Below are 11,887 nucleotides of genomic sequence, written 5' to 3'. Positions count from 1 at the left end.
GTTGAGGTCAGAGGCCGAGGCTGCGCTTGCGCCCAAAATCCCAATCGATGCCGCCATCGTCGCGGGCCACGCCGGAGACGTGACGGCCGATCTGCTTTTCCAGCGAGGGCGACCAGGGCACGAGCTGGAAGCCGAGACCCCCGTCAGGTCCGGGACCCTCGATCATGGCGAAGCGGCCGGAGGCGAGTGCGAAGCGCTGACGATAGGAACCGGCGACATATTCGCCACTGGCGGCGCGCTCGAAGGACATGCCGGTATCTGCCGCGAGCTTCTCGGCGAGGCTGTCGAGTTCGCGCCTGCGCAGTGTGCTGAGCAGTCGGCGCGCGAAGACAACGCGGCCGCCCTGCCGCTCGGCATAGCCCTCGCCGATCAGATGCTCCGCGCGCTCATCCAGAGCCTGACGGACCTCGGCACCAAAGCCGCTGTCCGATAGGGCGATGGGCTCGCGGGCGATGGCCTGCCGATCGAGCCAGGTCGCACCCGAGGCGCCGATCTGCGCGCCGAGATCGAGATCGGAGCGGACGGCAAGCGCGACACGGCGCGCGCCTTGCGCATCCTCATAAGCGCGCAGCTCGACAATCGAGCCGGGCGGGCTGTCGCCAGCGGCATCCAGATGCGGGAGCCTGATATGATGGCTGCGGCCGTCGGCACCATCGACCACGGCATAGGCGGTCCCCTTCAACTCGTCATCAAGGCCGCGTTCGACCAGACGGCCGATAACCGGAACGTCGAGGCTTTCACCGGCGAGGACATAGCTGGCGGAGCCGCGCTCGATGCCGCGTTCGGTCAGGGCGCGGTGCATGCGCTTGATGATGTCACTACGCTCGCCAAGCTCGCGTAGGACCGCTTCAGCCTCGGGCTTGATGAACCACTGCGACTGGCCGATCTGATCGGCCAGCCCGAGGATTTCAAGGGTGCGCAGCCGACCGACCTTCAGCGTGTGGAACTCGTCCTGCGGGTGATCAGCGAGCGGGGCGAGATCGACGATACCGGATTTGCCAGCGTCGCGGGCAAGCTGCCGGTCGAGTTGTGTCCAGCGTTCCGCCTCGATCTGGGCCTCAAGGCTGCGGCGGATGTCGAGATCAGTGCGCGGCCCCAGATCCAGGGTGATGAGATCGCGCGCCCGGTCCCGCATCCCCTCCTTGATGTAGTCTCGGGAAATCACGAGATCCTGCCCGTCGTCGCGGGTGCCGCGCACGATCAGATGGACATGCGGATGCGCCGTGTTCCAGTGATCGACCGCCACCCAATCGAGGCGCGTGCCGAGATCCTTTTCCATCTGGCCGACAAGATCGTCGGTGAAGGATCGGAGGTCGGACATATCCAGCGCGTCGTCAGGCGAGACGATGAACCGGAAATGATGCCGGTCATCACCGCAGCGCTCCGCGAAAGCGCGACCATCGGCATCCTCCGTTCCCGGCCCGAACAGCCTTGCCTTCTCTCCGTCTCGGGTCACGCCGTCACGGCGCAGGTAATCAAGATGCGCACCAAGCGGCGCCGACGACGCCATGTGGCGAACGACGCGTGCCTTGACGACGGCGCCGCGTGTACGGGAGGTGATGAGGCGGTTGGCCTGTACGCTGGCGCGCTGGCCGCGCCCGAAGCGGGAACGATTGCCGGATGTGACGCGACCGGATCGCGAGACGCCGCCTCCGGCCTTCTTCGCGGCGGCAAGTGCCTGCGCGATGAAGGGCCGGGTTTGCTGCGCACGAGTTGAGCGGATGCGCCCCGGACGGATGCGGAACTCGTGCTCATCGGACATGGCACATCCCCGCACGGTGCAAAACAGAGAATAAAATCAGGAAGATGGACGCGAAGCACACGGTGCGCGATAGCGCCGCACGGTGCGAAACGCGCCAGAAACATGAACAAAAACAACCGCCCGCCTGAGCCGCACCGTGCGCGCTTTTATCCTGCCATCTTTCGGTCGTGGTGCCTGCCGCCACCCTCTGCGCCCTCCATGACACGCCAGCGCCCGATGGGATGCGAATTGCGGTGCCGCTGCTCATGGCCGGTCCCCACCGGCATCGCGGGCGACGAACAGCCCCTCCGACTGCAAGGCGGTGAGTGCGTCCGGTGCCGCCGGGACGAGCGAAGGGGCATCGTCCGGCGTGCGGTCGGGGGACGCGGGATCGGCAGCGGAAGCGCCTATTTCACGCGCGACGAAGAGCGCCGCCTCGCGCCAGTCGGGCGGCGGAGCGACCGTCGAGCCGCTGCCGGAAGGCCGCTCGCCGAGCAGGATCGGCGTCAAAGCAGCGACATAGGCGCGCGTCTCGGCAGGCAGCGGACGAGCCGTCGCGCGGTATTCATCGTAGCGACCGGGACCGGCATTGTAGGCCGCGAGCATCGCGGCGACATTGCCGTAGCGATCCCACATCTCGCGTAGGTAGGCGGTGCCCGCGAGGATGTTGTCGCGCGGCTCGAAGGGGTCGCGGCCGAGAGCATGGCGGATGCGCAGCTCCGCCCAAGTCGAGGGCATGACCTGCATCAGCCCCATCGCCCCGGCGGTGGATATGGCGCGCATATCGCCCGCGCTTTCGACCTGCATCACGGCGATGATCCATGACGGCGGGATGCCGAAACGCTGCGAAGCCTCCTCGATATGCGCGCCGTGCGGATGCGCAGCGACCGTGCGATCCGGCACGGTGGTTTGCGCCAGACCGGACAGCGGGGCGATGGTGGAGACGAACAGGCCGGAAAAAAGAAGGAGGATGATGCGGCGGCGGACACCGCATCTCCCCGAAGCGGGACGAGTGCAGGACGTGACCATGATCACCCCTGTTCGTCGCGCTTCTTCGGACGGGTCCAGTGCAGACCCCACTCGCGGCCATCTTCGTCCGACTGGAACAGCCGGGCGCGGATCGGCTGCTGAAAGACGGGATCGTCGAGAAGGACGGAGACGAACGGTCCTGCGCGCTCGCCAGAATGTTTCCAGCCTGCGCCGACTTCCGGCCCGTCTTCATCCCCAAGCCGAATTCGATAGGCGGGCGCGTTCTCTGACTCGACATCATCGATCGGAACAAAGGTCAGCTCAAGGTCGAGCGAGAGGGTGCGAAGCTGCCCGAAATAGCCGGACGGGGTGCGGGTAAACTGGCCGATCTGTGCCATGGAAGGCTCCTTTCCTATGCGGTAGAGAAGACGCGGGCCGCTCGCACGCCCCGCACTGGACGCGCCGTCACCGCATCGGCGCGCGCCAGACAAAGCGGCCATCGCCGTCTTCGTCGGTGAAAAGCGGGATCGCGTGGCCGATCACCGCGGAGGCGGGGAGCGGGCCGAAATAGCGGCCGTCGAGGCTGTCGCCGACGTCCGGGTTCATCAGGAAAACCTCGCCCTCGGCGATGACGCGGCAGCCCAGCCAGACCGGCAGGTCTCGGCCGAGGCTGTCGTGGTCGCGCGCCTCGCCGAGCGGAACGCCGTTGACGGAGATGGCGCGGCCAGCGCGACATACGCGCTGTCCGGGCAAGCCGAGGACATGCTTCAGAAGCGGCACGTCGCGGGCGACATAGCCGCGCTTGACCATGAACGAAGCGATGGGTTCGGGTGGGATGACGGCGACCAGATCGGGCACCTCGATCCGCTGAGTGGGCGTGACGGTGTAGAAGCCGATGGGCACGCTGGCCGATGCGTTCCAGACCAGCCTTGGCGCGGTCGGAACGAATCCGGTAATGGCGATCCCGAGCGTGGCAGCCGTTGTCGCCATGACATAGCGAAAGCGCGTCATGGGGCGATCTCCCGGCGCCGGAGCCATGCCTGATGGCGCTCGGCGGTGTAGGGTCGCGGCGCTTCGCCCGCGTTCATCCAATGGGCAACGTGCCGCCAGTGATCGGGATCGACCTGGGCGGGATCGACGCCAATGGCCTCGATCCCGTCGACATGGCGGAGGACGGCCTCGACCTTCGGCCAGCCTTCGATCTTCAGCAGGATTTCGCCGCCCGGACGGGCGAAGGGCAGCGTCTGATAGGACTCGCCCGGCGCAACCGCGCGCAGGATGTCGAGGCGCGAAATGATCGTGCCGTGGTCGTTCGCCGCCCAGCGGACGAACGCGAACACCGCGCCAGGACCGAAAGAGACGATACGGCGGTTGCGGTCGAGGAGCTGCGTTCCCGCCTCATGGCCGAACCTGATCCAGTATTCGGTCCTGCCTTCCACCCAGGTCAGTTCCACGCGGGTCAGATCGTCGTCATGGGCGTCGATGCCGTTCATGGGCGGTCTCCCGATATGTCGGGAAACTCGCGCGCCAGCAGGTCGCGCAGCATGTCGGCGACGGTGATGCCGCGTCTGATCGCGGCGATCTTGATCCGCCCGCGAAGCTCGGGCGTGATGTCAATCGTCAGCCGGGCGGAATGGGCGGTTACGGCGCCATCTCGCGCTGGTCGCGCATCGCCGGCCCTGATCCAGCCTTCGGGATCGGCCGGGCGGGCGGCGAAGCCGCGCTTGTCGGTGCGCGCCGTCATGACGGGCCTCCGTCATGAAACGGCAGCACGGTGGCGATGCGCGCCCGCGCGCGCTCGGCCATGTCGGGGTCGATCTCGCAGCCGATATAGCGCCGGCCGGAAAGCCGGCAGGCTTCCCCGGCCGCGCCGGAACCGGCGAACCAGTCGCCGACCAGGCCACCTTCCGGGCAGCTCGTGCGGATCAGAATTTCCAGGAGCGCCGCAGGTTTCTCGGTCGGATGGATGGCGCGGCCATGACAGTTGCGCAGGTAGATGACCGAGCGCATGAGGCGCGGCCCGCCGTCATGGCTGACGTAATGGCCGGCGTCGATCTTGCCGGTATGGGGTGGGCGCCGCTTGCGCCGGACGGTGCGGGCTGTTGCGTCGGGCGTGGTCTGGACGTCGTTGTAGATGTCGCGCCATGTCGTCTCGGCGGGATAGAACTGCACCGCCAGTTCATGCACGCGCTTGAAGCGGTCGGCATGAAAGCCGGTGCCGTTCTGCTTCTCCCAAACCACCTCCTGCGCGATCCGCAGGCCCGCATCAGTGAAGCGGTCCGCTGTCGCCATGAAGCTGCGCAGCGAACCGAAGACCCAGAGCGAGCCGGTCGGCGTAAGCGCGGCGCGCGCCAGCCCGACCCAGCCCTCGACACGCCGATCCCAGGCGAGCGAGGTGCCGCCATAGGGCGGATCAGCGAGGATCATGTCGTAGGGTGCGTGCCAGGGCATCTGTTCGCGGCAATCGCCGGTGAGAATCGTCATGCCGACGCCCTCCCGATGCCCAGCCGTTCGACCTCGGTAGCCAGTGCTGCGATCTCGCGCGCCGCAGGTGATCGGGCGTCGATCTCACTGGCGAGCCGCCCGGTCTGCGCGGCGTCGGCGAAGACGACGCGCTGGCCGATGGCGCTGGCGAGTAGCGGGGGGTCGTGGTCCGCCAGCGTCTCGGCCGTTTCGCGGGCAATGACGGTGCGCGAGCCGCAGCGGTTGAGCACGAAGCGCGCGACGAGCTGCGGGCGATAGATGCTCGCTTCCGTCAGGAGGGCGAGCATCTCGGCCGAGGCCCAGCCGTCGAACGGCGATGGCTGCACCGGGATCAGCACGAGATCGGCGGCGAGCAGCGCCGAGCGCATGAGGCCGGCGACGCGCGGCGGCCCGTCTATGACGATATGATCGACATCGCGGGCAAGCTCTGGCGCCTCACGGTGCAGCGTATCGCGCGCCAGGCCGAGTGTGCCGAAGGCACGGGGCAGGCCCTCACGCGCGCGTTGTTGCGACCAGTCGAGGGCGGAACCTTGCGGATCGGCGTCGATCAGGGTGACGCGCTTGCCACCCTGCGCCAATTCTCCGGCAAGATGCAGCGCCAGCGTCGTCTTCCCGACGCCGCCCTTCTGGTTGAGGAGCGCGATGATCATTCGCACCCCCCCGGCAGATCGAGAGGCAGGCGGGGTGTATCGGCAGATTCAGGAGCCTCGGTTGCGCCTCGATCAGATGCCGGTCGAGGCGGTGTCAGGGCACATGAGGCCCTCTCCTTCGCGGCTCTACCGAGGTTTCTGGCGGTGTCGCGGATGAGGTTTTCCACATCGCGCGCGCGCTCTTCAAAGTTAGACTCTTTGTTAGACTCTAAGTTAAGGGCGCGATTTCCTGAATGGGTTCCGGGTGTTAAGCCCGGTTTCGGTTCCTGATAGCACGAGCCTCCGGTTCCCGATAGCACGATAGTCCGGGTTCCTGATAGCACGAGGCCATCCACAGGTTTTCCACAGGGCGCGACCGGCTCGAAGGCCAGCAGCATCCGCCCGCCAACCTCAGCTTCGAGAAACAGCGAATAGCCCGGCAGAGGCTGGCGCCGGATGATGTCGCGCAGCTCGAAGGCGAAGCGCTTGAACGGCGACAGGCTGCCGGATTTCTGGTGAAGGTGACGGAAATCGAACCGCCAGCCATCGCGCTGGCGGCCGCCGTGCTTGCGCACCAGGCGATAGAGCCAGCGGTCAAGGCCGCCGGTTAGGTCGAAATAGGTCCGGTCGATGGTCAGCACGAGCGCATCGTCGAGGACGGCCTGGTAGAACCAGTCCGGCACGATCATCTCGATGCCATCGGGTCTGCCGCTATGGTCGGTGCGTTCCTGCCATTCGTTGATCCAGGAGAAGCGATGCCGGCGCCCTTCGACCGGCTGGCGGATCGAGGTGGAAATCGTGGTCGATTGCAGCCGGTCGAGCGCCGCCTTCAGGCGCTGATAGTCGCGCAAGCCGGTGCCGCGCCCGACATAGGTGAGAATCTCGTAGGGCGTGGCGGCCATCAGCCGGGAGGTGCGAAGGCCGCTGTCGCGGGCTTCGACGATCTGGCTCGCCGCCCAGATCAGAATATCGGCGTCCCAGATCGTGGCCATGCCGTGATCGGGAACAGCCTCGACCCGGATGGAGACATTGCCGGCGGCGAAGTCGATGGGCGCGATGCGCTTCGACTTGGCGAGGGAGAAGAAGGGATAGGCCATGAGATCCTGCGCGTCTCGTGGCGCGAAATCGCCGGGGAGCGCCCTGAACAGGTCGAGTTGCCCGCGCTCGGAAAGGGATCGACGTCGCACCGTCATGAAGAAAACCGCGAGCGGTCAGCGGGCGTAACGACCAGCCTGCGGGCCGGACGGAAACGCATGACGCTTGGCGGGCAGCACGGAGCCGCGCGGATCGGAGGTGGAGGTCACCGCGCCGCGCTCGGTCCAGGCCTCAAGATCGTCGATGGCATAGACCACACGGCCGCCAAGCTTGCGATAGGCTGGCCCGGTTCCGTAGGTGCGGTGTTTTTCGAGCGTCCGGGCCGAGAGGCTGAGAAAGGTCGCGGCCTCTTTGGTCCGTAGAAAACGCGGCGGCAGGACGACGGGTTCATGTGGCATGATCGGGCCTCCGTGGTGTTGCAAACGGCCACTGCGGATCAGCGGCGGGCAATGACCACGGTGGCGAAGGAAGACCGGCGAGGTGCAGGGCGAAGTTGGGGGGTATCGAAATCGCCCACCATCAGGGGCGAAAGATACCCCCTCCGTATCCGCGACGAGAGCAGCACGGAACTATTCTGAGGGCGATAGCTCGATTTATTCTCCCCCTCACGAACGCCACCGGCATCGAAGTATTCGGGCCGGCGATCCCGAAAAGCCGAAAAGCACACAATTTCAGCTTGCTGTAAGAAATTCACCAACCGGCACAGTCATCAGGTCAGGAGAGTATCGGTCCGGAGAAACCGCTTCCGGACCTCATGGCAGCGGGGTCAGTGTTCAGCCGCCCGAATAGCCCTCGAAAACAACGAAAAAATCCGGCCGCAACCGGATCGGGAGAACGCTTTCGCGAGGGCAAGTGCCGGAGGGGATGCGCCTGATGTTGAATGCTCCCCAAATTAATGCATTGATATATTAAAGCCAAACCCCGCCAGCTCACGCTTCAGATCACGAACACGGGCGCGAAGCCGCCCCCTGGCGTCCTGAAGTTCGTGGTCTGACCTTGATAGAGGCGCGCGGCCACCAGAAGCACCTGGCCATCATATGTATACAGACGCACGTCCATTTTGCGCGTCTGGGGTATCTCGTCGATCCTGATCATGCGCTCGCTGGGGCGGACCAGCGTCTGAGCAACGTATCCGCCCTCCGCGATCTCCGCCCAGACCCCTTTCGTCAGCTTGTCGCCACGATATACCGCCTTGCCGCCATGTCCGCCGGTCGGCTTGAAGAACAGGTCCCTGCGGGATTTCCAAAGTGCGTCAGCGTTGTCAGGACTGACCAGCACGGTGCGTGGAACGGCATCAAGCAGGGCGCGAAGTCTCGGTTCCACGCCCCAGGCCTCCAGCGTCGCGGAATTCGAAAGAAGCGAAAGGTTGCGCTTGTCTGCAAGGAGCGCGTGATTGTGCGGATTCGGCGTCACGACCACCGCGCCATCCCGGTAGGCTTCCTGCAATGCCTTGTGCTCGGGCTGATCGAAGGCGAAATCGGTGACCCGGTTGTAAACGAGGTCGATTGTCTTTCCATCGGCGCTGAGCCGACCATCGTCGTAGCGAAGGTGACTGGCGTCGGCGATGATCGCGTCTACCCCTCGTGCCGCGAAAACTTGCCCCGCGAGCACGAACTCGGGGTAGAGATACTGTTCCGGCGGACTGTCATCGACGATGGCGATGCGTTGTGGCGCGCCCGTTCCCCGCTGCCGAATCCATTCGTTCTGGAACATGCGAAACGCCGCGTCCTCGAACGATGGCAGCGTCGGGGGGATATCCATTTCGGTGCAACACGCGCGCTGCGCCCTCGCAAGAAAGGCATTGAGAAACGCCCCGCCGGCGTTGGTATTGATTTCGATCAAGCGGGGGCCGTCTTCGCCAAGATGGAAGTCGTAGCCCATCAATGCCCCGAGCGGGCCATGATCCGCCCGCGCGATTTCCGGCACCCAAGAGAGGACTGCGGCCTTGTATGCCGCGAGTTGGGCGGTGGTCTCCACAGCCACTGCGATCGCGCGCATCTCATTGACGGCGGTGGCCGAAAGGAACACCGGCACGTGCGAGAACAGATGGGCCTTGGGGCGGATGAACGTCTCGAAGAACGCCGGATCACCGGCCTCGCGCTCCATCGCTTCGCGCAGCGATGGAAGGTCCAGTGTAACGCAGAAGCAGCTCTTGTTGAGCCGCTCCGTGCGGTCATGAACCCGCTTCGATGAACTGGAGCCGGGATTGTTCATCGAGGGAAAACCCGAGGCGGCGCCAAGATCGAGCGCGCTTCAAATGCCAAGTAAGCCATGAATAATCCCACGAACATCCCTCCCAAAGGTTTCGCCATCAGGTCGATCCAAATATGCCGCTTCTGTTCGGCGGCCTCAACTGTGACCGGTGGGCCTCGGGAAATTGCACTGCCGGTCGCACGGGCAGCTCCATCCCGAAGGTGCCATCAGTGTGGTTGCGACACATTCTCCTGGTAGGTCCGCTCGCGCTCTGGCCAGGTGCTCTTGATATAGGCGAGGACAGCCCGGATCTCGGCGTCGCTGAGAAGATCGGCAAACCCCGGCATGTCGCTCTCATAGCCGCCCCCGACGATGGCGGCCGTGCCTTCCCTGACGATGCGGAACAGGATGTCATCGGGATGGTGCCACGTGTGGCCGCCGGCATCGTGCGGTGGCGCCGGGAGACGTCCGGATGGAAGGGGCGTCTTCCAGTCCGGCTGCCCCTCGAGCTGCGCACCGTGGCAGGACGCACATTGGTCCGCATAGACCTGCCGGCCCTGTTCGATGACTTCTGCGGATGCCGCGGCGGGGGATACCGTGCGGACCTGATGCCACCCAACGAGGATCGCCAGGATCAGGCCGCCGAGGAGCAACCCGAGCCACAAGATATTACGGAGTTCATTGCGCATGAGTTGCATGACTGCTGGTGAAGAATTTCAATCGGCTACATGCCGAAATTGAATTACTGCCAGAGGCGCGACGCCGGGGGCAATGGACATTCCCGTGACCAGCGCCTATCTTTCCGGCATGTTCGCGCGCCTCGTCACCATGCTTGCCGTCCTCGCGATCGCCGTCATGACGACGGCGACGTCCGCGCACGCGGCGCGCTTGAGCGCAGAACCGGATCACTCGGTGCATGTCGGCGAGATGATGCAGGTTGCGGCCGGCAGCGAAAATCCCTGTGATGGCGACCAGCACTGTGGCTCAGGCGATGCCGAAGCCTGTGAGTTGCTTTGCGTAGGTTTTTCGGTCTTCCTGACCTCGCCGAGCGAAGGCTCTGGCAGCGATTACGCGCCTGCCAGCCATGACCTGCCGACCGGTGCAGTGCTTGCCAGTCGGGCACCTGGGCTGAACGAACGACCTCCCAAGCTCCGTCTCCTCTGATTGCGTCCGGGCTGGAGCCCGCGGCGTTCTGTCGGTTTTGATGAACGGGACAGGCTGTCCCGAGGAGACGACCATGAATACCCTTTCACGACGCGGCTTTCTTGCCGCTGGCGCAGCCGTGCTGGCCTATGCGCATCTGCCCCGGATCGCGGCCGCGCAGGGCGCCGCCCCGCTATCATTGCACGCCGCTAGCCGGACGCTGGACATCGACGGTCGCGCCGCCACCGTCTGGGGTCTTTCCGGACCCACCGGACAGGGCCTGACACTCAACCCCGGCGCGCGCTTCCGGGTGGATCTGCGCAACGATCTCGATGTTGACACGCTGATCCACTGGCACGGCCAGATCCCGCCCAACGCGCAGGATGGCGTGCCCGACATGCCTTTGCCGATGCTCGCCCCCGGCGAGACACGCGCCTATGACTTCGCGCCGCTGCCCGGCACCTACTGGATGCACGCGCATGTGCCGCTGCACGAAATGCGCCTTCTGGCAGCACCGCTGATCGTGCGCAGCGCCGAGGATATCAGCGCCGACCGTCAGGAAGTAGTGCTTTTCCTGCATGACTTCTCGTTCAAGGCGCCCGAGGAAGTGATGGCCGAGATCCTCGACGGCCATGGGACGGCAGACGGCCATGGAGGCGGCCACGGCGCGGGCATGGGCGGCATGGCGGGTATGGATCATGGCGCCATGGGGAACATGCCGATGGAAGGCATGGATCACGGCGCCATGGGCGGCATGATGGGGATGGGTGCCATGGACGCCATGGCGATGGACCTCAATGACTACGACTGGGACGCCTATCTTGCCAATGACCGCACGCTGTCGGACCCCGAGGTGGTGCAGATCGAGCGCGGCGGGCGCGTCCGCCTGCGTGTGATCAACGCCGCCGCGGCGACAGTGTTCTGGATCGAGACCGGCGAGGCGCAGGCGCGGCTTGTTGCGGTGGACGGACATGCGGTTCAGCCGGTTTCTGGCACGCGCTTCGGCCTGGCCATGGGCCAGCGGCTCGATCTGGAGATCGACCTGCCGAACGAGGGCGGCGCTTGGCCGATCCTCGCGCTGCGGGAAGGCGCGCGTGAGCGCACCGGCCTGATCCTTGCCACGCAGGGTGCCGAAATCCGGCGCATCGATGCCGTGGCTGAATCGGAAGCCCCCGCCTTCGACACCGATCTGGCGCAGGAGTCGCGTCTGCTCGCGGCGGAGGCGCTGCCGGATCGGCCGGTGGACCGCAGCCATATGGTGATGCTGGGCGGCTCGATGCAGCCCTATGTCTGGACGATCGACGGAGCCGTCTGGGGACAGCATCGCCCGATAGCCGCGCGCAGTGGTGAGCGGGTAGTGCTGTCCTTTCACAACATGTCGATGATGGGTCACCCGATGCATCTGCACGGGCATGTCTTCCAGGTCGTCAGGCTGAACGGACGTGCGGTCGCGGGCGCGTTGCGCGACACGGTCTATGTGCCGCCGATGTCGATGGTCGATGTGGCGCTCGACGCCGGTGAGGCGGCGCGCTGGATGTTGCATTGCCACCACATGCCGCATCTCGAAACCGGCATGATGACCGAATTCGCGGTCAGCGCATAGGCCAAACCTAGAACGCCGGATCCCGGCGTT

General features: G+C 65.5%; 14 protein-coding genes. 2 read left to right on the top strand and 12 right to left on the bottom strand.

What is annotated here, in order from left to right; genetic code table 11:
- Positions 1–7 precede the first annotated feature (7 nt).
- The 12 genes from RSP45_RS11360 to RSP45_RS11305 all read right to left on the bottom strand — a co-directional run bounded on the left by RSP45_RS11360 (position 8) and on the right by RSP45_RS11305 (position 9,800).
- Positions 8–1,762, bottom strand: coding sequence for a relaxase/mobilization nuclease domain-containing protein (locus tag RSP45_RS11360; RefSeq protein WP_088233776.1), 1,755 nt, complete (start codon positions 1,760–1,762; stop codon positions 8–10).
- Between the two features lie 243 nt (positions 1,763–2,005).
- Positions 2,006–2,770 carry a lytic transglycosylase domain-containing protein gene (locus RSP45_RS11355; protein WP_088233775.1) on the bottom strand — a complete coding sequence of 255 codons (765 nt, stop codon included), beginning with the start codon at positions 2,768–2,770 and terminating at the stop codon, positions 2,006–2,008.
- A gap of 2 nt (positions 2,771–2,772) precedes the next feature.
- Positions 2,773–3,108, bottom strand: a complete 336-nt coding sequence (locus RSP45_RS11350; RefSeq protein WP_058096765.1) for a DUF736 domain-containing protein — start codon at positions 3,106–3,108, stop codon at positions 2,773–2,775.
- Positions 3,109–3,175: 67 nt separating this feature from the next.
- The gene (locus tag RSP45_RS11345; RefSeq protein WP_058096764.1) at positions 3,176–3,721 is read right to left on the bottom strand and encodes a S26 family signal peptidase; all 546 of its coding nucleotides are present in this window, start codon (positions 3,719–3,721) and stop codon (positions 3,176–3,178) included.
- Positions 3,718–4,203, bottom strand: a complete 486-nt coding sequence (locus RSP45_RS11340) for a DUF2840 domain-containing protein (protein ID WP_058096763.1) — start codon at positions 4,201–4,203, stop codon at positions 3,718–3,720. Before RSP45_RS11340 ends, RSP45_RS11345 begins: the two co-directional genes overlap by 4 nt.
- Entirely contained in the window at positions 4,200–4,454 is a 255-nt protein-coding gene (locus tag RSP45_RS11335; RefSeq protein WP_058096762.1) for a hypothetical protein, read from the bottom strand. Before RSP45_RS11335 ends, RSP45_RS11340 begins: the two co-directional genes overlap by 4 nt.
- Positions 4,451–5,194 carry a DNA-methyltransferase gene (locus RSP45_RS11330; RefSeq protein WP_058096761.1) on the bottom strand — a complete coding sequence of 248 codons (744 nt, stop codon included), beginning with the start codon at positions 5,192–5,194 and terminating at the stop codon, positions 4,451–4,453. The genes RSP45_RS11335 and RSP45_RS11330 overlap by 4 nt, the downstream gene beginning before the upstream one ends.
- Positions 5,191–5,844 (bottom strand): ParA family partition ATPase, encoded by a 654-nt coding sequence (parA, locus tag RSP45_RS11325; RefSeq protein ID WP_058096760.1) that lies wholly within the window; start codon positions 5,842–5,844, stop codon positions 5,191–5,193. The genes RSP45_RS11330 and parA overlap by 4 nt, the downstream gene beginning before the upstream one ends.
- Positions 5,841–7,016, bottom strand: a complete 1,176-nt coding sequence (locus tag RSP45_RS11320) for a replication initiator protein A (protein ID WP_088233773.1) — start codon at positions 7,014–7,016, stop codon at positions 5,841–5,843. The genes parA and RSP45_RS11320 overlap by 4 nt, the downstream gene beginning before the upstream one ends.
- An 18-nt stretch (positions 7,017–7,034) precedes the next feature.
- Positions 7,035–7,316 (bottom strand): helix-turn-helix transcriptional regulator, encoded by a 282-nt coding sequence (locus RSP45_RS11315; protein WP_012092626.1) that lies wholly within the window; start codon positions 7,314–7,316, stop codon positions 7,035–7,037.
- Positions 7,317–7,854: 538 nt separating this feature from the next.
- Positions 7,855–9,132, bottom strand: a complete 1,278-nt coding sequence (locus RSP45_RS11310; protein ID WP_058099082.1) for a hypothetical protein — start codon at positions 9,130–9,132, stop codon at positions 7,855–7,857.
- Between the two features lie 206 nt (positions 9,133–9,338).
- Positions 9,339–9,800: a c-type cytochrome gene (locus tag RSP45_RS11305; protein WP_082658174.1), complete on the bottom strand. Its 462-nt coding sequence runs from the start codon at positions 9,798–9,800 to the stop codon at positions 9,339–9,341.
- A 94-nt stretch (positions 9,801–9,894) separates the two neighbouring features.
- Between RSP45_RS11305 and RSP45_RS11300 the strand changes: the two genes are divergently transcribed.
- Together RSP45_RS11300 and RSP45_RS11295 are read left to right on the top strand one after the other, a co-directional pair.
- A complete protein-coding gene (locus RSP45_RS11300; RefSeq protein WP_233141200.1) occupies positions 9,895–10,275 on the top strand; it encodes a hypothetical protein in 381 nt (126 codons plus the stop codon).
- Between the two features lie 73 nt (positions 10,276–10,348).
- Positions 10,349–11,857, top strand: coding sequence for a multicopper oxidase family protein (locus RSP45_RS11295; RefSeq protein WP_058099084.1), 1,509 nt, complete (start codon positions 10,349–10,351; stop codon positions 11,855–11,857).
- The last annotated feature ends 30 nt before the right edge of the window (positions 11,858–11,887 follow it).

The sequence above is a fragment of the Paracoccus sp. SJTW-4 genome, from assembly GCF_047716885.1.
GTDB lineage: Bacteria > Pseudomonadota > Alphaproteobacteria > Rhodobacterales > Rhodobacteraceae > Paracoccus > Paracoccus solventivorans.
This window is presented reverse-complemented; position numbering and strand designations above follow the sequence as displayed.